This window comes from Achromobacter sp. ACM03 (assembly GCF_014851665.1).
Classification (GTDB): domain Bacteria; phylum Pseudomonadota; class Gammaproteobacteria; order Burkholderiales; family Burkholderiaceae_B; genus Achromobacter; species Achromobacter aegrifaciens.
This window is the reverse complement of record NZ_JACVAD010000001.1, coordinates 147,278-167,265: the sequence shown is the minus strand read 5'-3', so window position 1 is coordinate 167,265 and position 19,988 is coordinate 147,278. Positions and strand designations below refer to the sequence as shown.

At 65.1% G+C, this 19,988-nt stretch carries 17 protein-coding genes; 8 read left to right on the top strand and 9 right to left on the bottom strand.

From position 1 onward, the window contains the following. Positions 1 to 37 precede the first annotated feature (37 nt). Both speG and IB257_RS00695 read right to left on the bottom strand, forming a co-directional pair. Positions 38 to 622, bottom strand: a complete 585-nt coding sequence (gene speG / locus IB257_RS00700) for a spermidine N1-acetyltransferase (protein WP_013393257.1) — start codon at positions 620 to 622, stop codon at positions 38 to 40. Positions 623 to 679: 57 nt separating this feature from the next. Next, positions 680 to 1,594 carry a LysR family transcriptional regulator gene (locus IB257_RS00695; protein ID WP_119449121.1) on the bottom strand — a complete coding sequence of 305 codons (915 nt, stop codon included), beginning with the start codon at positions 1,592 to 1,594 and terminating at the stop codon, positions 680 to 682. Between the two features lie 195 nt (positions 1,595 to 1,789). Here IB257_RS00695 and IB257_RS00690 point away from each other — a divergent pair, with 195 nt between their 5' ends. From IB257_RS00690 to IB257_RS00680, 3 genes are all read left to right on the top strand, one after another. Next, complete coding sequence (locus IB257_RS00690; protein WP_175162611.1) at positions 1,790 to 3,091, top strand: MFS transporter; 1,302 nt, start codon at positions 1,790 to 1,792, stop codon at positions 3,089 to 3,091. Between the two features lie 23 nt (positions 3,092 to 3,114). Then, positions 3,115 to 4,608 (top strand): M81 family metallopeptidase, encoded by a 1,494-nt coding sequence (locus IB257_RS00685; RefSeq protein ID WP_192491715.1) that lies wholly within the window; start codon positions 3,115 to 3,117, stop codon positions 4,606 to 4,608. Between the two features lie 64 nt (positions 4,609 to 4,672). Further along, the gene (locus IB257_RS00680) at positions 4,673 to 5,194 is read left to right on the top strand and encodes a 2'-5' RNA ligase family protein (protein ID WP_175213187.1); all 522 of its coding nucleotides are present in this window, start codon (positions 4,673 to 4,675) and stop codon (positions 5,192 to 5,194) included. Between the two features lie 37 nt (positions 5,195 to 5,231). On the opposite strand, the gene IB257_RS00675 is transcribed toward IB257_RS00680, so the two are convergent. After that, positions 5,232 to 5,936, bottom strand: coding sequence for a riboflavin synthase subunit alpha (locus IB257_RS00675; RefSeq protein ID WP_192491714.1), 705 nt, complete (start codon positions 5,934 to 5,936; stop codon positions 5,232 to 5,234). Positions 5,937 to 6,026: 90 nt separating this feature from the next. Then, on the bottom strand, positions 6,027 to 7,460 hold the full coding sequence (locus tag IB257_RS00670; RefSeq protein WP_370540082.1) for an aldehyde dehydrogenase family protein: 1,434 nt from the start codon (positions 7,458 to 7,460) through the stop codon (positions 6,027 to 6,029). 248 nt (positions 7,461 to 7,708) lie between these two features. On the opposite strand from IB257_RS00670, the gene IB257_RS00665 reads away from it, so the two are divergent. Both IB257_RS00665 and IB257_RS00660 read left to right on the top strand, forming a co-directional pair. Continuing rightward, a complete protein-coding gene (locus IB257_RS00665) occupies positions 7,709 to 8,512 on the top strand; it encodes a FadR/GntR family transcriptional regulator (protein WP_054456557.1) in 804 nt (267 codons plus the stop codon). 18 nt (positions 8,513 to 8,530) lie between these two features. Then, complete coding sequence (locus IB257_RS00660) at positions 8,531 to 9,316, top strand: 3-oxoacyl-ACP reductase (RefSeq protein WP_175162609.1); 786 nt, start codon at positions 8,531 to 8,533, stop codon at positions 9,314 to 9,316. Between the two features lie 31 nt (positions 9,317 to 9,347). Here the strand turns inward: IB257_RS00660 and IB257_RS00655 are convergent, their stop codons facing one another. From IB257_RS00655 to IB257_RS00635, 5 genes are all read right to left on the bottom strand, one after another. After that, complete coding sequence (locus IB257_RS00655) at positions 9,348 to 9,566, bottom strand: hypothetical protein (RefSeq protein WP_125472666.1); 219 nt, start codon at positions 9,564 to 9,566, stop codon at positions 9,348 to 9,350. Positions 9,567 to 9,584: 18 nt separating this feature from the next. After that, positions 9,585 to 9,827 (bottom strand): hypothetical protein, encoded by a 243-nt coding sequence (locus tag IB257_RS00650; protein ID WP_054456554.1) that lies wholly within the window; start codon positions 9,825 to 9,827, stop codon positions 9,585 to 9,587. 200 nt (positions 9,828 to 10,027) lie between these two features. Continuing rightward, a complete protein-coding gene (locus IB257_RS00645) occupies positions 10,028 to 11,689 on the bottom strand; it encodes a cyclic peptide export ABC transporter (RefSeq protein ID WP_192491713.1) in 1,662 nt (553 codons plus the stop codon). A gap of 126 nt (positions 11,690 to 11,815) precedes the next feature. Next, positions 11,816 to 14,323, bottom strand: a complete 2,508-nt coding sequence (locus IB257_RS00640) for a penicillin acylase family protein (protein WP_225588705.1) — start codon at positions 14,321 to 14,323, stop codon at positions 11,816 to 11,818. Between the two features lie 66 nt (positions 14,324 to 14,389). Next, entirely contained in the window at positions 14,390 to 15,223 is an 834-nt protein-coding gene (locus IB257_RS00635) for a N(5)-hydroxyornithine transformylase PvdF (protein ID WP_192491712.1), read from the bottom strand. 392 nt (positions 15,224 to 15,615) lie between these two features. On the opposite strand from IB257_RS00635, the gene IB257_RS00630 reads away from it, so the two are divergent. The 3 genes from IB257_RS00630 (at position 15,616) to IB257_RS00620 (ending at position 19,913) form a co-directional block, all read left to right on the top strand. Further along, on the top strand, positions 15,616 to 17,685 hold the full coding sequence (locus tag IB257_RS00630; protein WP_370540081.1) for a TonB-dependent siderophore receptor: 2,070 nt from the start codon (positions 15,616 to 15,618) through the stop codon (positions 17,683 to 17,685). 25 nt (positions 17,686 to 17,710) lie between these two features. Then, a complete protein-coding gene (gene fhuF / locus IB257_RS00625) occupies positions 17,711 to 18,490 on the top strand; it encodes a siderophore-iron reductase FhuF (protein WP_192491711.1) in 780 nt (259 codons plus the stop codon). A 136-nt stretch (positions 18,491 to 18,626) separates the two neighbouring features. Beyond that, positions 18,627 to 19,913: a lysine N(6)-hydroxylase/L-ornithine N(5)-oxygenase family protein gene (locus tag IB257_RS00620; RefSeq protein WP_192491710.1), complete on the top strand. Its 1,287-nt coding sequence runs from the start codon at positions 18,627 to 18,629 to the stop codon at positions 19,911 to 19,913. The last annotated feature ends 75 nt before the right edge of the window (positions 19,914 to 19,988 follow it).

The following is a 19,988-nucleotide window of genomic DNA, read 5'->3' as shown; positions in this document are numbered from 1 at the left end:
GGCGCATGCATTGCATGGCCGCCGGGAAAAGCAGGCCTCAGCCCGCCTGCTCTTCCTGCGGCCAGTCGCGCAGCACCGGCGCGTCCGGCGCGCCAGGCCCCACGTCGCGCAGATGGTCGTGCTGCAGCAGCGCCATGCGGTAGGCGTCGCGATAGCCGCCGTTGGAAAAGAACTCTTCCTTCAACAGTCCTTCGATCTGGAAGCCGCAGCGCTCATAGATGTGCACGGCGGCGGTGTTGTCCTTGTCCACCACCAGATAGACCTTGTGCAGGTTCAGCACGCGAAAGGCATAGCCCACAGCGATGCGCGTCGCCGCCTTGGCGTAGCCCCGGCCCTGATAGCTGGGCGCGATGATGATCTGGAATTCGGCGCGGCGGTGGATGTAGTCGATTTCCACCAGCTCGACCAGGCCGGCGGGCTGCCCGGTGTCGTGCTCGATGATGAAGCGCCGCTCGTTCTGGTCGTGCAAGTGGCGGTCATACAGGGCGACCAGTTCGTCGTAGGCCTCGTAAGGCTCTTCGAACCAATAACGCATGATGACGTCGTTATTGTTGATCTTGTGCACGAAGTGCAGGTCGCCACGCTCCAGGGGGCGTATTTTGATATCGGTTGTGACCGACATGGTGATACCTCCGAAAGTGCGCCCATTGTAAGCGGGCGCGGCCCGACGCGCTGGCGCTCAGCCGCCCGAGAACGCCGGCAGGCGTTGTTCTATGCGCCGCATGACCTCATTGGCGGCGGACGACAGCGGCCGCCCCAGCCGCAGCAGCGCCTGGCATTCGGGCGCGCTCAGGATGGGATGCGCGATGGGAATCGCCACCAGTTCGCCGCTGGCCAGCTCATGATGCACGCCCAGGTTCGGCATCAGCGTCACGCCCGCTCCGGTCATCGCGTACTGCTTCAGTACGCGCAGCGAATTGGTGGTAAGGCTGGGCGTCAGATGGATGCGCTCGGTGAATTCCAGCAGGTCCACCGCCTGGCGCAGCCCGTAGGGCGCGGACATCAGCGCGAAGGGATACGGCATGATGTCGGCGATGGTCAGCGGCCCGCGCCTTGCGGCCAGGGCATGGCCGCGGCCCGCCAGCAGGCAGACCGGATGCTTGCGGCTGGCGCGGCAGCGCAGCCGCGGGTCCACCGGCGGGTTGTAGGCCAGCCCGATGTGGGCCGCGTCCGAGGCCACCGCCTCGACCACCTCATTGACCGAACCGACGTTGACGCTGATGTTGATCTGCGGATATTCGATGCAGAATGGCCCGACCACGTGTTCCATCAGGCCGTCGATAAAGCCTTCGCTGATCATCAACTGCACGTTGCCGCGCTGCATGCCGCGCAATTCCTGCAGGCGCGCATTCAGATGTTCCTGCTGGGCCCGGCAGCCGCGGTGGTACTCCAGCAGCATATCGGCGGCCTCGGTGGGCGTCAGCCCGCGCGAGCGCCGCTCGAACAACTGCACGCCCAGTTCCTTTTCCAGCAGCTGGATCTGCCGGCTGATCACGGAGGCCGCGGTATCCAGCTTGTCGGCCGCGCCCCGGATCGAGCCGCAGGCCATGACCTCGTTGAAGTACTTCAGGCGAACCTGGCTGATTTCCTGCATGTCCCGCGTTCCTGGGGCGCCGGGTGGCGCCGGTTGAAGGTGATACAAGCGTTGCCCACAGGGCAACGATAATTTATCACCCCGGTCATTGTTCGGAACGCCCCTGTCTTCCAATAATGGCGGCCGCGGAAGCCACAGGGTTTCCGGCCCAACCCCAGCCAGCGCGGGCGCCAGACCCGCGCGAGGAGACATGCAATGCCCCATCCGACCACGCCGGGCGCGGACCCGCGCCTGGCCCCGCTCTATCGCAAGATCACGTGGCGCCTGCTGCCCTTCCTGCTGCTCTGTTACGTCTTTGCCTACCTGGACCGAATCAACATCGGCTTCGCCAAGCTCCAGATGCAGCAGGACATCGGCATTTCCGACGCCGTCTACGGCCTGGGCGCCGGCATCTTCTTCCTGGGCTACGTCATCTTCGAAGTGCCCAGCAACCTGTTGCTGACCCGCATCGGCGCTCGCCGCACGATCAGCCGCATCATGGTGCTGTGGGGCCTGACCTCGGCCTCGATGCTGTTCGTGCAGGGCGAATGGAGCTTCTACGTCCTGCGCTTCATGCTGGGCGTATTCGAAGCCGGCTTCGCGCCCGGCATGATCTTCTACCTGACCTACTGGTACTCGCAGTCGCGCATGGCCGGCGTCATGGCGGTGGTGATGCTGGCCGGCCCCATCGGCGGCATCGTCGGCGGCCCCGTGTCGGCCTGGATCATGACCGCGTTCTCGGGCGCGCACGGCCTGGACGGCTGGCAATGGATGTTCCTGTTGGAAGGCCTGCCCTGCGTGCTGCTGGGCGTCATCGCGTACCGCTACCTGGACGACAAGCCGGCCGAGGCCAAGTGGCTCAGCGCCGACGAAAAAGCGCTGCTGGCGGCCGACCTGGAGACCCGCGGCACGCAGCAGAAGCACGCCTTCAAGCAGGTGCTGCGCGACCCCGTCATCTACGGCATGGCCCTGACCTACTTCTGCCTGATCTGCGGCATCTATGCCGTCAGCTTCTGGCTGCCCACGCTGCTCAAGCTGGCGGGCGTGCACGACACCATGGAGATCGGCCTGTATTCCGCCATCCCCTACATCGCCGCGGCGGTCTTCATGCTGTGGTTCGCGCGCAGCTCGGACCGCATGCAGGAACGGCGCTGGCATACGCTGATTCCGGCGCTCCTGGCCGGCGTGTCCCTGTGCATCGCCACCGCCGCGCCGACGCAATTCGCGCTATCCCTGAGCGCGATCACCCTGGCCACGGGCTTCATGTGGGCCTCCTACACGGTATTCTGGGCGATTCCTTCGCAGTACCTCAAAGGAGAGGCAGCAGCCGGCGGCATCGCCCTCATCAACAGCATCGGCCTGCTCGGCGGATTCCTCAGCCCGTCCATCATCGGCTGGTCCAAGGAAGCCACGGGCACGCTGGCTGGCGGCCTGTACGTGATCTCCGCCTTGCTGGTGGCAGGCGCCTTGCTCCTGCTGGTGAACCGTCCGCCCCGTTCCGCGCCCGCCCGCGCCTGAAGTCCAACTCACAGGAAACGATCATGCATATTCTGGTTGCTGGCTTCCAGCACGAAACCAACACCTTCGCGCCGTCGCTCGCCGCCTACGACAACTTCGTGCGCGGCGAAGGATTCCCCGCCATGGTGCGCGGCAAGGACATGCTGGCGCTGCGCGAGGTCAACATCCCCGCCGGCGGCTTCATCAACGCGGCGCTGGCCCAGGGCCATACGGTCGAGACCGTGATCTGGGCGGGCGCCAGCCCCTCGGCCCATGTAACCCGCGACGCCTACGAACGAATCGCCGGCGAAATCCTGGACGCGGCCCGCAACGGCAGCTACGACGCCGTCTACCTCGACCTGCACGGCGCCATGGTCGCCGAACACCTGGACGACGGTGAAGGCGAACTGCTGGCGCGCGTGCGCCAGATCGTCGGACCCGACGTGCCGGTGATCGCCAGCCTGGACCTGCACGCCAACGTCACCGCGCAGATGCTGCAGGAAGCCGACGGCCTGGCCGCGTTCCGCACCTATCCGCATGTGGACATGGCCGACGCCGGCGAGCACGCGGCGCGCCTGCTGCAGGCCCGTATCGCGGCCGGCGACAGCTGGAGCCGCAGCGAACGCCGCCTGCCCTTCCTGATTCCGATCAACGGCATGTGCACGATGCTGCAGCCGTCCAAGGGTGTGTACGAGCTGCTGGAAAGCCTGGAGCAGACTCCGGGCGTGGCCTCCATCTCGTTCGCGCCCGGCTTTCCGGCGGCGGACTTCCCCGAGTGCGGCCCGGTGGTCTGGGCCTACGGCACCGATGCGGCAGCCGTCGAACGCGTGACCGAAACCCTGTACCAGCGCGTGCTGGAACTGGAGCCGCAATGGTCGCCCGACTTCCTCGATCCGTCCGAGGCCGTGCGCCGCGCGCAGGCGCTGGCGGCGGGCGCATCGCGCCCCGTGGTCATCGCCGACACGCAGGACAATCCGGGCGCGGGCGGCGACGCCAACACCACCGGCATGCTGCGCGCGCTGGTGCAGGCCGATGCCCAGAATGCCGCGCTGGGGCTGTTCTACGACCCCGAGGCGGTACGCCAGGCCACGGCGGCCGGCATCGGCGGCAAGGTCCGCCTGAGCCTGGGAGGCCAATCGGGCGTGGCGGGCGACTCCGCTTTCGAAGGCGAGTTCGTGGTCGAAACCCTGTCGCCCGGCAAGCTGCGCTTTGACGGGCCGATGATGAACGGCATGGACGTGGACCTGGAAGCCGTGGCCGGCCTGCGCATCGGCGGCGTGCGGGTGGTGGTCAGCGCCACCAAGTCGCAGATGCTGGACCGCAACCTGTTCCGCGTCGGCGGCGTGCAGCCCGAGGAGATGGCGATACTGGTGGTGAAGAGTTCCGTGCACTTCCGCGCGGACTTCCAGCCCATCGCCCACGAAGTGCTGGTGGCCAAGGCGCCCGGCCCGATGCAGGCCGACCCGGCCGACCTGCCCTGGACCCGGCTGCAGCCCGGCATCCGCGTGCGGCCGCAAGGCAAGCCGTTCTCTTACTGAACGCCCCGCCCCGCCGCCAGCCGGCGGGGTTTGCTTTCGCGCGGCGCAGTGGCAGACTGGAAGCATGAAAAAGCTCCATACGCTCGCCTATCCGCGCCTCGGCGCGCCGGACTCCGCGTTCATCGAGGAGTTCCGGCGCCAGCATGACGGCCAGCATCCGCTGGTGCAGGCGCACTTCACCATGGCATTCGGCTGCGCGGGCATCGACGAACAGGCCTACCAGCAGCACCTCGAAGAGGTCGCAGGCCTGCACGGCCCGATAGACTTCGTATGCCGTTACGCCATGCTGGGGGCCGACCCCGCGCACGCTTACGCGTACCTGGTTCCCGATGAAGGCCACAGCCAGCTGTCGCGGCTGCATGACGCCCTGTACCGCCAGGTGCTGGCGCCGACCCTGCGCCTGGACATTCCTTATGTGCCGCACATCACCATGGGGTCGTCCACCAACCGGGCGCTGATGAAATCGCTGTGCGATGAATTGAACCGCAACGGACTTGAAATCCGCGGCACGGTCGACAAGTTGACGATGGCTGTCCTGGAAAATGGCGTGCTGACGGACCTGACTTCGGCCCGGCTTTCCGGCTGAGGGGCCAAGCGCCGCCTGCCCCGCTCGCCCCCGCTCACTACTTCAGCTTGCCCTGCGGACTGACGAAGTCTTCCAGCGTCAGCCCCTTTTCCTTCAGGATGGCTTCCAGCAGCGGCTGCAGCTTGCCCAGGCTTTCCTGCACGGTTTCGCGCACGGTATCGACCACCACCTGGGTGCTGCGTTCGATCTCGATGTTGACGAAATCGCCCACCTGCTTGTCCTCGAACACCGTCATGCGGCGGGTTTCCGGAATCAGCCAGACCTCGAACCAGCCCTCGGCGCGGTTGACCTCCGATACGGTCAGGCTGGCGCCGTTGATGGCGATATAGCCCTTGGCGAAGACATACTTGCGGAATGCCTCGGGGATGCTGAAGCGCATCAGGCGGTTGGTATCGGACGACTTCACCATCACCACTTCAGAGGTGAAATCCACGTGCCCGGACAAGGGATGGCCGCCGATCTCGGCGCCGTCCTTGGCGGCCCGCTCGACGTTGGCGCGGTCGCCCTCCTGGTAGCTGCCCAGGGTGGTGATGGCCAGGCTTTGCAGCATGACGTCGAAAGTGGCCTGGGTCTCGGACAGGATTTCCGTGACGGTCAGGCAGACGCCATCGGTGGACACGCTGGCGCCGATGGCCAGGTCCACGCAAAAACCAGGGGGGAAATCCAGCGTGAAAGTGCGCAGGCCTTCGCGATCCGCGATCTTGGCGATCTTCGCGGTGCCTTGAACAATACCGGTGAACATACGGATCCTGAATGCGGGGCGGCGCCCCTGAAGCAAAACATCAACGTTAACCGATATTTTGCCAGGGGCCGGACCGCCCGCAAGCCGGGATCAGTGGCGGATGGCGATCGTCTTCAGGGTGGTGAAGCCGTACAGCGCTTCAAAGCCCTTCTCGCGGCCATAGCCCGACTGGCGCGAACCGCCGAAAGGCAGCTCCACGCCGCCGCCAGCGCCGTAGTTGTTGATGAAGACTTGACCTGCGCGCAGCTTGCGCGCCAGGCGCAGCTGGCGGCCGCCGTCGCGGGTCCAGACGCCGGCCACCAGGCCGTACAGCGTGCCGTTGGCGATTTCCAGCGCCTCTTCCTCGGTGTCGAACACCATGGCGGCCAGCACCGGGCCGAAGACTTCTTCCTGCGCCAGGCGGCTGTTGGGCGGCACGTCGCGGAACAGCACGGGCGGTTGGTAGAAACCGGCCTCGGGCGTGCCTTCCTTCAATTTGCCGCGGGCCGCGACCTTCATGCCTTCAGCTTCGGCTTCAGCCAGGAAGCCGCGCACGCGGTCCTGCTGGCGCGCGTTGATCAGGGGGCCCACGTCCAGGTCGGCCGCGGCCGGACCGGTAACGGTGGCCGAGAACGCGTCGGACAGGCGCTTGAGCACCGTTTCGTACACGCCGCGCTGGATCAGCACGCGGCTGCCGGCCGAGCAGGTCTGGCCCGCGTTCTGGATGATGGCGGCCAGCAGCACCGGCATGGCGGCGTCCAGGTCGGCATCGTCGAACACGATCTGGGGCGACTTGCCGCCCAGTTCCAGCGTGACCGGCACGTGGTTTTCGGCGGCGGCATGCGCCACCATCTTGCCCGTCTGCGGCGAACCGGTGAACGAGATGTGGTCGATGCCCGGGTGGGCGGACAGCGCCGCGCCGGCTTCATGGCCATAGCCCGTGCAGATGTTCAAGGCGCCTGCCGGCAGGCCGACCTCGGCCGCGATCTCCGCCAGCTTCAAGAGCGACAGGCAAGCGTCTTCCGCGGGCTTGACCACGCACGCGTTGCCCGCGGCCAGGGCCGCGCCGACGCTGCGGCCGAAGATCTGCAGCGGATAGTTCCAGGGCACGATGTGGCCGGTGACGCCGTGAGCTTCGCGCACCGTCAGCACGGTGAAGCCCGGGGTGTAGGGAATGGTCTCGCCATGCAGCTTGTCGACCGCGCCGGCATAGAACTCGAAGTAGCGGGCAACGGAGGCGGCGTCGGCGCGCGCCTGCTTGATGGGCTTGCCGGTGTCGGCCGATTCCAGCTGCGCCAGCTCTTCCTGACGCTCCAGCAGCGCAAAGGCGATACGCATCAAGAGGCGGCTGCGCGCAGCGGGCGCCATCTGGCCCCACTCGCCTTCAAAAGCCTCGCGCGCCGCGGTCACGGCGCGGTCCACGTCCGCCGCGCCCGAACGCGCGATCGCCTCGAAGGGCTTGCCATCGGACGGGTTCAGGACGGGAATGGTTTCACCGGTGGCGGCGGCCACCCATTGGTTGGCGATAAAGTTCTTCTGAGTCACGATGTGCGGAGTAAAGTAGCGGCCGAACGGCCGGTTGCGGGGATATGGCGTCGCGCGCGGGTTGCGTTTTGGTTTCGGATCAAGGTACGGGAGCGCGCCGCAACTTGTCAATTGAATTGACAGCTTTTGTCCCAAGAGTCAGGATATTTCCCGACCACCTCGGGTAATCCCTAATAATTCAGCGGCTTAACGCCACCCCGGATTTGTCATGGTGACTGACAAGCCCGGCAATGCATGTAGGAATGACGATGAGCAATGTGCGGGATCCACAGCTGGAATCGCTGCTGCAAGCCGTGGACCGCCCCCGTCCTGAATTGGACGTGCTGGCGGAAGTGGCTTCGGGCCTGGGCTACGTGCGCGCCGAACGCTTTGCCGAGCGCGTCTACGAAAGCCTGTTCTATGCCATTGCCACCGGCAAGATCGCGCCCGGCAACAAGCTGCCAACGGAACTGGAGCTGGCCGCGCTGTTCGAGGTATCGCGACCTGTGGTGCGGCAGGCGCTGGATCGGCTGCGCGAAGACCAATTGGTGGACTCCATCCGCGGCTCGGGCACCTATGTACGCGCAAAACCCGACCTGATGGGCGGCATGCCCGCGGTCGACCCGGCGCGCCGCGTCGGTCATATCCTGGAAGGCCTGGAACTGCGCATGGTGATCGAGCCCGAATGCGCCTACCTGGCTGCGCTGCGCCGCACCGACGAAGACCTGCGCGAAATGGACCGCATGCTGACCGGCTACGAAGAAGCCGACGCTTCCGGCGCCATCGCCCATCATCACGATTACGGATTCCACCGCGCCATCGCCGCGGCCACCAGCAACCAGCGCTTCGTGCAGGTGCTGAAATCCCTGGAGTACGACGTCAGCCACGCCGTGAACGTCATGCGCCACCTGGTCCACAGCGAACCCTGGAAGCGCACCCGCGCCGCCATCGAAGAACACCGCCACATCTACCGGCTGATCCAGGAACAGGACGCCGAAGGCGCGCGCAACGTCATGCGCGCCCATATTGAAAAAGCCCGCAGCCGCATGCTGAACAGCGGCTCGGAACATTGAGCAGGAAGCCTTAACTACATGTCATCGCAACAACGCCCCTCCCTGGACCTGAACCAGCAGCTCGTCGTCGTCACCGGCGCCAGCCGCGGCCTGGGCGCCGCCATCGCCCGCGCCTTCCTGCGCGAAGGCGCCAAGGTCGTCGTCAACTATCTGAACAGCGCCGAACGCGCGCAGGCACTGGCCGCCAGTGCGCCGGACCGCGCCATCGCGCTGCAGGCCGACGTGCGCGACCCGGCCGCCGTCGCCGCCATGTTCGCGCAAGCCGCCAAGCATTTCGGCCAGCCCGTGACCACCGTCGTCAACAACGCCCTGCCCGCCTTCCAGTTCAACGGCGATGCCCGTCCGCATGCCGGCGCGCTGGACTGGACGCAGATGAACGCGCAGCTGGAAGGCAGCGTGCGCGCCGCGCTCAACACCACGCAGGCCGCTCTGCCGGCCATGCGGACCGCTGGCGGCGGGCGCATCATCAACGTGGGCACCAACCTGGTCCAGAACCCGGTGGTGCCGTACCACGACTACACCGCGGCCAAGGCGGCGCTGCTGGCCTTCACCCGCACCTTGTCGCATGAACTGGGCGCGGACGGCATCACCGTCAATATGGTGTCGGGAGGCTTGCTGCGCACCACCGACGCCTCGGCGGCCACGCCGGACGCGGTCTTCGACATGATTGCCGCGGGCACGCCGCTGCGCGAAGTCACCACGCCCGAGCAATTCGCCGACGCCGTGCTGTTCTTCGCCAGCCCCTGGTCGCGCGCGGTGACGGGCCAGAACCTGATCGTCGACGGCGGACTGGTGAAGGGTTGAGCCGCGTTGCGCCAACACGGCGCGCCGCGCGCTATGCCTGCAATCGTCTCGCGCTGATTTCCACTGCGGCGTACTTGATGCCCTTGAGCGCGGCGTCCTCGCTCACGAAGGCGGAATCGCCCACGCCTATCCGCGTCCATTCGCGGCCTGGCGCGGTGCGCACCCAGGCTTCGTAGCCTTGCTGGGACGCAAGCGGCCTGAGTTCGTATTCGAGCTGATGCCCGTTGAGCCTGATCACTCCGGTTCTCATTGTTTTCTCCCCGGCGCCTCAACGCTGGCCCGCGATGGCGCAGGCGCGCATCAGGATGTGCCCAGGCCCCGCGGGCGTTGCGCGGTAGTCCTGCGCCCGCACCACTTCTGACACGCGCTGCCCGTCCGCCATCCATTGGCGGGCGACGCTGACGACATCGGTGAACTCGGGTTGCGGCCCGTCCAGCAACCAGCCGACGATGGGGACGCCAGGCATGACGGCCACACCAGGAGAAACCTGATCCAAATCAAGGGGCTTCATACTCCTCTCCGTTCAGGGAACTGTAGGGAGCGTAGACGCCGGGTCAATTCTCAGGCATTAGAAAACCGCAAAAAATAGAACATTTTGTGTATTCCCCGCCAGCGGCGCGGAGCAATCATCCCTGGCTGAGCACGCCACGCAGGGTGGAAATAAAAATTCACACATAAACTATCTGGGTGGCGCCGAGGAACGGCTGCCTCTCATTGCGCGGCAGCCAGCTCGGCGGGCGCCAAGGTCGCCGGATCGCGCGCAACCGGCGTTTCGATTGCCACGATCTGGCCGTTCTCCATCCGTATCAGGCGGTCGGCCAGATGGAAATAGCGGTCGTCGTGGGAGATCACCAGCACCGCCTTGCCGCGGGCCCGCAACTCCGGCAGCAATTCGCGGTAGAACACGTCCTTGAACAGCGGGTCCTGATCGGCCGCCCATTCGTCGAACAACAGGAAAGGCCGATTCTCCAGGTACGCGACCACCAGGGCCAGGCGCTTGCGCTGCCCCTGCGACAGGGCTTGCGTGGTGAAGGCCCCGTCGCGCACCTGCACCTTGTGCTGCAAACGCAGCTTTTCAAGCAAGGCGTTGCCCTGCGCGTCCAGTTCGGCGGACGCGGCATCGAGCGTATGTTCGAACAGGTGAAAGTCGGAAAAAATGGCCGAAAACGTCTGGCGATAGCGATCACGGCTGCGGTCGTCCACCGGCTCGCCATTGAGCAGGATGGCGCCCTGCTCCGGCCGATATAGCCCGGCAAGCAGTTTGGCCAGCGAGGTCTTGCCGCTGCCGTTCCCCCCGACCAGATAGGTTATCTGACCCGGCGAAAAATCCAGGTCTACGGGCCCCAGGGTGAACATGTCGTCAGCCCCTTCGTGGTAATAGCGATGACAAACGCCCCGCAGCGCCACACTCGTCAAACCCGGTGTAGTCGCGGGGGCGCCATCGCCCTCATCATGTTCAAGCTGCGAGGTGATTTCGTCGATGCGCGCACCCGACACCTGAGCCAGATTGGCGCGCGGCAAGGCGATCAACAGATTTTCCAGGGGCCCCACGATGTAGACGAAGATCAGCGCGAAGCCGGTCATGACGCTGGCGCGGTCGGGCACATCGCCCACCAGCGCGAACAAGGTCAAGCCGATAAAGCCGTAGAGCAGGAAATTGCCCCAGGCCGACGACACCAGAAAGATCGACATGCCCAGCGCGCGTTCGCGTCGCACGGTCTCAATGGAGCGGCCCAACACGTCGTCGGCAAAGCGGCGGCGCTTGACGGCGTGCAGACGCAGTTCCTTGGCCCCCTCCACCAGCGAACGGAAATGGCCGAACAAGCGGTCCTGCTCCTTGGAAGCCACCTCCAAATGCCGGATCGCGCGCAGATGCGCCAGATGGTACCCAAGAGAACCGAGCCCGATGACGGCTACCGCCGCCAGAAACACCTGCCAGGATAGCCATGCCATATAGGCCAGGCATCCCGCCACGATGATGGCGTTGACCAGGATCGTCGGAAAGCTCACAAAGAACTCGGCCACCCGCGCGCTGTGTTCCGACAGGGCCGATTGCACCTTGGGACCGCCGATCTCCTCCAGCCGCCGGTAATCCGCGGCGACAACCCGCGCCGAGATGAAGCGCCGAAGGTCGGCATGGGCGCGTTGGTTCAACCGCTCGAACAGCACCGAGGCCGTCATCTGGCTCAGCATGGCCGCCACCGCGAAGGCCGCGAAGCGCCATGCCAGCGCCGCGCGCTCCGCCGAAGAGGCCGCGGTCAAGGCCGCATTGATCTGAGTGAGCAGCAGCACGCCGCACACGCCCTGGGCAATGCTGGCCAATGCCGCGGCCATCAGCAGCTTGCGCGACTGTCGAATCAGGTAAGAAAGCAAGGGAATCGCCTCGGACTGGGATGGAGAGGGACGCGGGCACGGCTCGCGCGGCCATGGCTTCGGGAACCATCTACACCTAGACGAGCGGCGCGGCCATATGTTTACGTGAGCGATGCGCCAACGGCATCAAGGAAGCAGACGCAACCGCTCCAGCGCAGGATCCCGCTCGATCTCCTCCTCATTGAATGGGAAAGACAGCCAAGCCTTGCGGGCGTACCGCAGCACGGGCCCCCAGCCCTGACCGTTGGCCACCGCGTTCTCATCCTGGCCGTGCGCCAGCAGCGTATGCGCCTGCATGCCGGACGGGCTGAAACGCACGACCTGAAGATAGCTGTTGCCCAGGGTGTCCGGGCCCATCCGGGCACCGCGATCTTCATTGCAAGCCACGGTGAAATAGCCCGCCGAGTCGCATCCGCCATAGAGGGGAAGGTGTCGCCCGCCGCTGGTCACAAAGCGGCGCGTTCCCAGCGCGCCATCCAACAGCCAACCCTTGTCGCTGAACTCGAGCACGGTCGCCGCCAATGCCCGGGCCGCCGCGCCCCGCCCCGCGCGCGGCTCGCGAGGAGTTTCCAGCGGCGATTCGCTGGCAAACGCCACCTCATAAAGATCGTCCGCCTGAATCCGTTCCAAGCGGGCCCAAAGCGCCTCCCACAGCAAGGCGCCCCGGTCATGCGCATCAGCCTTGTTCGGCCAACGACGCAGGATTTCGCACGCTGGCGCTATGTCGACCTTTTGCGAGACCGACTCCCCTTTACGCAATGCTCCCGGCTCCCCAGCCGCCAACGCATCGGCATCCAGCTCGACCTCCGACCGCACGCAAGCCTGGACCAGCACCTCGTCCTTGAACAACTCGGCGGCATGGTTCCTGGGCACGAGCACCTCCCGCATCAGTCGCCGGCTCAGGGCTTCCGAGGACTCGGCCTTGTCTTGAATCAGGTCGAGCGCCATGCGGTGCCCCAGTCTCCCCCGCAGCCCCAGCGGCTGGCGCTCTCCGCCCAACACCGCCGCGTATCCCTCCAGCGGCTGGGCGACATTGCTGAGCCAGTAGCTGTCGTTCATGTTCGCCACATAGTCCTCACGCAGCAGCGAAGGCATTGCCGCAGCCGGCATCGCGCCGGCCTGCGCCGCCGCCGGATCCGACTGCCATTCGCAATCCGAACGGCTGCCGTCGAGAACCGGCGTGATAGGGTCCACGCTGGCGAACGCTTCCGCCAGCGCCGTGACGCACGCTTTGCGCAGCGCATCCGGAACATTTGGCGCCGCGCCGACGTCTCCAAACCAGACCCGGCCGGCCCCACGCCCCTCGCCACGACCTATCGCCACCGTGTTGACCCAGGGAATAGCCGCCTCGCGGCGTTGGATGCCGATGAAGTCGTCCAGCGACTTCGCCTGGTTCCAGTAGAAGAAATTGCGAAAGATGCGAAAGTTGTCGGCGTTCACATCGCGGATCGCCAATGCGTGCGCCGTGCCCCAGCCAAATGCCGCGTGGTGTCCGCCCAGATCCACCACCGGCCCGTATCGGGTCCGGTAGAAGGTACGCGTCAGGCGCTGCGCACTTCCGTCTTCCGCGCGCACCTCGACGGCGACTTCGCGTGTCGTCATCGCCTCCATCTTGCCGTCGACCCGGTAGCGCGTCGGATCCGCCGCATCCAGCGCCAGGTCGAACAATCCGAAGCGGCGCGCCTGTGACACCGTATGGCTCCAGGCCACATCGCGGTTGAAACCTATCATGACTATCGGCAAGCCCAGAAAGGCCACGCCCGCCACGTCGAGCTTCCCAGGAATCGTCAGCTGCATCTGGTAGAAGCGATCCGGCCCGCCCCAATACCAGTGCGGGTTGCCGAACAGCACCGCGCCGTCGCCGCCGGTGGCCGCGCTTCCAAAGGCCAGTACATTGCTGCCGATGCCGGGCTGCGCACCGATGGTTTGAGCCAACCGGCTGCGCAACGCGGCGCGTCCGCCCGCCCCTTCCTGCGGCACGGCAGCGGGATCAGCGGGCCTGGAGTTGGCCATCTCTGTGACGAACTTGGCATAACCGGCGGCGATCTGGGCCGCATACATGCGCCGATGGACGTCGTCCGCCGAAATATCGCGCACCCAGGGCTGATTCAGACAAGGACGGCCGACCGCCAACGCCCGACCGGCGCGGACATCGGCCAGGTAACGGTTGTAGCCCGCGGCGAACCCTTCGACGAGCTGGTTCAGTTCGGGCGGCTCCTGCTCCCGATAGCGGGCCAAGACCTCTCCATCGGCGTAGGCGCGAAAGAAAAAATCCAGATCGACGTTCTTCGGCCGCCCGAAGGTGGAGTCCCGCGCCGGCCGCTCTTCGGCGCCGAAGAACCACGCCCGCCTGCCCTCGTAGGTCACGAACGCTTCGGCCAGGGTGCACAGCGCATCCTGGGCCTGCGCGTAGCCGACGCCGACGCCGAGCCCTAGCCAGCTTTCCGCGCGAACATGAGGGATACCATCGGTGGTGCGTCGAATCTCGACGCCTGTTGCTTGCGCTCGAACTCCAGGTTCATCCGCCTTTGCATGGGCGCCGCCGGCCAGCGCCAACGCGCCGCCCAGCATCAATCTCCAGACACACGCAATGATCTGGCGCCGTTTCGCCGCAAACCGGTACGCGAAGCCCATCCTTCAAATCCTTCCTGTAGGTATGGCGCGCCGATGCCGACCATCCGGCTTCGGCGCGCTGAGGCGTCATGCCGCCAGCATCGCCGCCATGTGCGCCAGCCCCTGGCGCAGGGCCGGAAACAGGCTGTTGTTGAAGTTGTTCCAGCGCAGTTCCAGGATCGTGTCCCGCGGGTCGATGCGCGTATTGAGCACGTCCAGAATCACTTCGCCTGAATCGATGCCATTGTCGACGTAGTGAAACGACGCTCCGGTCATGTCCACCACCGGCACCTGCTTCGTTTCGCCGGTCTGCCAATCCACGACCTTCTGTCCGCGAGCTCCATGCAAGGCGTCCAGCGTCGCGTAGGCTCCCCGGCGCTCATAGGGCGATTCGATCCTGGTGATGCCAGGGTGGATGTTGACGATCTTCCGATGGAACGGCGCACCAGGGCGCACCAGTTCGTCCAGTATGACCAGCAGGCCATCGAGCACCACCAGTTCGGCGCCCAGGACCAGCAGTTTGTCCAGCAGGCGCGCCTCGAAGGCGCACTTACCAGCGGGCCGGTCCGCCGCGTCCAGCGGCAGCCGCCGATAGGTCGATGGAACCGAACACAGCAGGTCGTTCACCCGCCGCTCACCCGCCTCGAGCGCAGGCGGATAGAACCATTGCCCGCCGGGCCGCCATGAAAAGCCATAGTCCCCCACGCTCTCGCGGTCCCGGACCGAGCCCTCGTCGTCGTCGAAGATGACCGCTTCCAACGAATAGGCATCCCCCAGCTCGGTCCCGTTCAAGGTTTCAGCCAGGTACTCCAGCGGCGACTTCATATAGCGCCGTCCACCCTTGTACTCAATGTGCTGCCCGGCCCTGTCGGCCGCGGCATTTCTCAAGGACCAAACGTAAACCAGCTTCGTCTTCGTCATCTGCGCCAATAGAAAGAAGATTTGAAAAGCCACAAGACCCCGCACGCCACGCAAACAAGACGAAATAACCACTCGCTTGTTTAGCAGCAACTTCCCGGCCCGCCCTTCCGCGGTACGTCCCGGGTAAAGCTGGCTCGGCCCGCCTAAACAAAACCCGATGCGCAACGTCTAGTTCGCTACATCGATGCAGCCAGCGAACTCGCGAACCTACCCGCCGACGCATCGCCATTTCAACCGTCAAAACCAAAATGATGAGAATCCACTATCCGCTGCGTAACAGCGAACCGCCGGCGCGGCCTCTCGCACCCATAGCGCGCGTCGCCCAGGCCGGCCTATTGACCATCGCCGTCACCGGCACATCCCTGGCCCAAGAACCAGGCCAAGCCGACATCGTGGTCACTCTCCCCACAGTAAGAGTGGAGGCAGACCGGGATTCCGCCACCGGACCGGTGTCCGGCTATGTTGCCGAACGCAGCCTTACCGGCACCAAGACCAGCACGCCGATCACCGAAGTACCGCAGTCCATTTCCGTCATCGGCCGAGACGAGCTGGATGATCGTGGCGCCTTGTCCGTGGTCGAGGCGCTGCGTTACGTACCTGGCGTGGCCAGCCAGACGTATGGCGCGGACATCCGCGGACAAGACGACTGGATCAATCTGCGCGGTTTCTCGGGCTACGGCACGTCGCTATACCAGGACGGCTTGCGGATGAACACCAACGCAGGCACCTTTGCGAGTCAGCGCAGCGAATCCTACGGTCTGGAACGCATCGAAGTCCTACGCGGCCCCACCTCGGTGCTTTATGGAAAAGGCGACGCGGGCGGAATCGTGAACCGCGTCAGCAAGCGCCCCGCCGCCGACTCGCCGCGCGAAATCGAGGTCCAGATCGGCAACGAGGACCGGCGCCAGCTTGCTGTGGACGTGGGCGGCGCGCTGGACCAAGAGGAACGGATCCTGTATCGGATCATCGGCCTCGGGATGAACGCGGACACGCAGGACAGGTATGCCAGCGGTGATGAAGTCTCGAACACGCGCCGCTATCTGGCGCCATCGCTTACCTGGAAACCGACCCCGGACACCTCGCTGACGCTGCTGTCAGAATTCCTCCGCGATCGCAACGACGGGTTTGCATTCCGCTATGCACCGCCCGGTGCGTCGACCCGGAAATCCGCGTCGCTGCTCGAAGGCGAACCCGGGTATTCGGGCTTCGATCAGGACCAGGCTACCGTCGGCTACCTGTTCGAGCACAAGCTGAGCAGCGCCTGGACCCTGCGCCAGAACACGCGTTTGTCCGAGGTCGACGTGACCTATCGTCGCATCATGTCGCTCAGCCTGGAGGACGATGGCAGGACCATGCAACGCCAGGTACGCAAGTTCAAGGACGAAAACCGACAAATTGCGATAGACACGCAGGTCGAAGGCCAGGTCAAGACCGGCAGCATCGCGCACACGTTGCTGTTCGGCCTGGACGCAGAAAGGCAGAACAATGCCAGGCGGGTCTACACGGGCGAGACGGGACCGCTCGACATCTACGACCTCGTGTACGGCCAGCCCGTGACGGTGTCGCCGATCGCGGACTTCGACGACTCCAAGCAGCGCTTGCGTCAACTCGGGCTGTACGTGCAGGACCAGATCAAATTGACGCCACACTGGCTGATCACGCTGGGTGGACGCATGGACTGGACAACGTTGAGATCCCTCGATCGTCTGGCGGAAACCGATACCACGCAGAGAGACAACAAGTTCACCAAGCGCCTCGGGATCAGCTATCTCACCGGCACGGGTTGGACGCCATATTTCAGCTATGCCGAGTCGTTCCTGCCGACCGTCGGACGCGATGCCGACAATACGCCCTTCAAGCCTACGGAAGCCAAACAATACGAAGTGGGCCTGAAATTCACCCCCGACAACGGACGCAGCTTGTACACGGTCGCCTTGTACGACCTGCGCAAGACCAATGCGCTGACGGTGGACACGACGAACCCCGACTATCAGACACAGAACGGCGCCGTGCGGTCGCGGGGCATCGAACTGGAAGCAAAAGCGGCCTTGGCCCCCGGCATGGACCTCATCGCCACCTACACCTACGGCGCCGTCAAGATCACCGACAGCAACGGCCCCGATAAGGGCAAGGTGCCGACAGCGACGCCAAAGCAGATGGCATCGGCCTGGTTGAACTACCGCCTGCCGGACTCCGTGCTGCGCGGCCTCGGCATCGGGATTGGCGTGCGCTATGTCGGATCCGTCTACAACGACGAAGCCAACACCTGGAAAACGCCGTCGTTCACACTCTTTGACGCCGCCCTGCAATACGACACAGGACCCTGGCGCTTCGCGCTGAACGTCCAGAACCTGGCCGACAAGGAGTATGTCGCAACTTGCTACCAGTCGGTCGGCGATGGCAGCCAGTGCCAGTATGGCCAGGAACGGACCGTCGTGCTCAACGCACGGTATCGCTTTTGAGCCTCATCATGTCCGGAAAGCGGCGATGATTCCCCTGCTTTCCCCGTTGTTCCATGGTGACTGGGCGGCCTACGCAGAGGCACTGCACTGCGCCCCTGAATGGCCGGCAGGCGCGGTTCCCGTTACGCGCCTGCTGGGCCGCGACCCGCTTTTTGGCGACACGATACGACGGTACGCCGCGCACCTGAACGTCTCGGGCAACGATTTGCGGGCCGCCGCCTCGGCCTGGAGCCTGGACTACCTGTGGGCCCTGTTGCCAGCGACTGCCGCCGCGGCGAGCGTACTGCAACGCGCCTTTCCCCTGCGAGCCGAGGATCTTGCGTTGAATCTGAACGATTTCGGCGTTCCTATCCGCTTTCATATCCGCCATGAAGGCCGTCCGGCGCCCGCGACTCCCGCGGCCGTCCGCTACGGCCCTTTGCTGGACGCGCACCTGCGTCCACTGTTCAAGGCCATCGTCTGGCAGACCCGCCTTGCCGAGAAGATCCTTTGGGGCAACGCGGCGCGTTGCCTCGAAACCATACTCGACCAGGCGCTGACGTTGACCGGCAACGCCAACCACGTCGCCCAGGACAAACAATTCCTGCTGCAGCGGCCGACGGGTCCGGACGGCGCGCCCAATCCCCTTTTTGCTCCGCAACGCGTCTCCCCGCTCACTCAAGACCACATCAATACCCCTCTCCTCCTGCACCGCCAATGCTGCCTGTTCTACCGTCTGCCCGGGTACAGCCATTGCCATGCCTGCCCCTTGGCGCCCGAGCATAGGGCAGAGCCGAAGCCGACGGACGGGATTGTTCGGCGATGATGCATCGACCAAGCAGCGAACCCTTAAACAAAGACCAGAACTCCTCGTCTAGATATCAGCATCTCGCCCCGCCGAAACGGTTGCCGATCGTTCGGCGCCACGCAATGCATACCCAATCAGACCAAGGAGCGCGTTATTGGCCATTCATGACTTCATCGGCATCGGTTTCGGCCCGTCCAATCTTGCCCTGGCCATTGCCGTGGAGGAGCAGCGGCAGGCCGGCGGTCCACGCCTCAGCCCACTCTTCATCGAACGCCAGGCGACTTTTGCCTGGCACCCGGACATGGCGCTCGACCACGCGCACATGCAGGTATCCTTCCTAAAAGATCTGGCTACCCTGCGCAATCCGACCAGCCGATACACCTTCGTCAACTATTTGCACGAAAAGCGGCGGCTGCAGGACTTCATCAATCTCAAGACGTTCTTCCCCAGCCGCCATGAGTTCAGCGACTACTTCGCCTGGGCCGCGGCCCATTTCGAGGACCGTTGCGTCTACGGCGAAAGCGTATTCGAGGTGCTGCCCGAAAAGCGCGGCAACATAGTCAGCCTGCTGCGCGTGCGCTCGCGCGACCTGACCGGTGAAGTACACGAGCGCCTGGCGCGCAACCTGGTGGTTAGCGTGGGCGGCACGGCCCGCATCCCAGAGAGCTTCCAGCGCTTGCGTGACGATCCCCGGATCTTCCATTCCCACCGCTATCTGGACAGCATTGCCGCCAACGGCCAGGCCGGAAAAATCGCCGTCATCGGCGCCGGCCAGAGCGCGGCGGAGATATTCATGGACCTTCATGGCCGGTCCAATGCTCCTCACGTCGATCTCATCATGCGCGCGCGGACCATGAAGCCGTCCGACGACAGCCCCTTCGTCAACGAAATCTTCAATACCGACTTCGTCGACCACGTGTACAGCCGCAAGCCGGCCGAGCGCCAGGAACTGCTGCGCGAATTCCGCCATACCAACTATGCCAGTCCGGACCTGGCGCTGATCCAGAGTATCTTCAAGGTCCTGTATGAGCAGAAGGTCAAGGCGCAAGCGCGGCACCGCATCCTGCCGCGGCGCGCGGTCGCGGCAGCTTGCGCCGGCGAGAGCGGAATCCATCTGACGCTCAACGACGCGGCCGGCGCACCGGACGAGACCGTCCGCTATGACGCGGTAGTGCTGGCCACCGGCTACGAGCGCCAGCAGCACAAGACCATGCTGGCCGCCCTCTCGCCTTATCTGGACGACTTCGATATCGACCGCCAATACCGGCTCAAGACCTCCCCGGACTTCCACCCCGCCATCTTCATGCAGGGCGCCAGCGAGCCGACACATGGGATCAGCGACACATTGCTGTCCGTGACCGCGGTGCGCACGGGGGAGATCAGCGCTGCGTTATCGGCCGCTGCGGAGCCTGAAACGGCCACGGGTCCGGTGCAGAGCTAGCGCCAGCCGAATTGCGCATTTCCGTGGGCGAGCTACGCGGGTTTCAGTGAGCGCCCGCCGCCGTCCATGGCGGGC

Coding starts and splice junctions, on each gene's coding strand:
- speG (WP_013393257.1), bottom strand. CDS start 622: ATGTCGGTCACAACCGATATCAAAATACGCCCCCTGGAGCGTGGCGAC.
- IB257_RS00695 (WP_119449121.1), bottom strand. CDS start 1,594: ATGCAGGAAATCAGCCAGGTTCGCCTGAAGTACTTCAACGAGGTCATG.
- IB257_RS00690 (WP_175162611.1), top strand. CDS start 1,790: ATGCCCCATCCGACCACGCCGGGCGCGGACCCGCGCCTGGCCCCGCTC.
- IB257_RS00685 (WP_192491715.1), top strand. CDS start 3,115: ATGCATATTCTGGTTGCTGGCTTCCAGCACGAAACCAACACCTTCGCG.
- IB257_RS00680 (WP_175213187.1), top strand. CDS start 4,673: ATGAAAAAGCTCCATACGCTCGCCTATCCGCGCCTCGGCGCGCCGGAC.
- IB257_RS00675 (WP_192491714.1), bottom strand. CDS start 5,936: ATGTTCACCGGTATTGTTCAAGGCACCGCGAAGATCGCCAAGATCGCG.
- IB257_RS00665 (WP_054456557.1), top strand. CDS start 7,709: ATGAGCAATGTGCGGGATCCACAGCTGGAATCGCTGCTGCAAGCCGTG.
- IB257_RS00660 (WP_175162609.1), top strand. CDS start 8,531: ATGTCATCGCAACAACGCCCCTCCCTGGACCTGAACCAGCAGCTCGTC.
- IB257_RS00655 (WP_125472666.1), bottom strand. CDS start 9,566: ATGAGAACCGGAGTGATCAGGCTCAACGGGCATCAGCTCGAATACGAA.
- IB257_RS00650 (WP_054456554.1), bottom strand. CDS start 9,827: ATGAAGCCCCTTGATTTGGATCAGGTTTCTCCTGGTGTGGCCGTCATG.
- IB257_RS00640 (WP_225588705.1), bottom strand. CDS start 14,323: ATGGGCTTCGCGTACCGGTTTGCGGCGAAACGGCGCCAGATCATTGCG.
- IB257_RS00635 (WP_192491712.1), bottom strand. CDS start 15,223: ATGACGAAGACGAAGCTGGTTTACGTTTGGTCCTTGAGAAATGCCGCG.
- fhuF (WP_192491711.1), top strand. CDS start 17,711: ATGATTCCCCTGCTTTCCCCGTTGTTCCATGGTGACTGGGCGGCCTAC.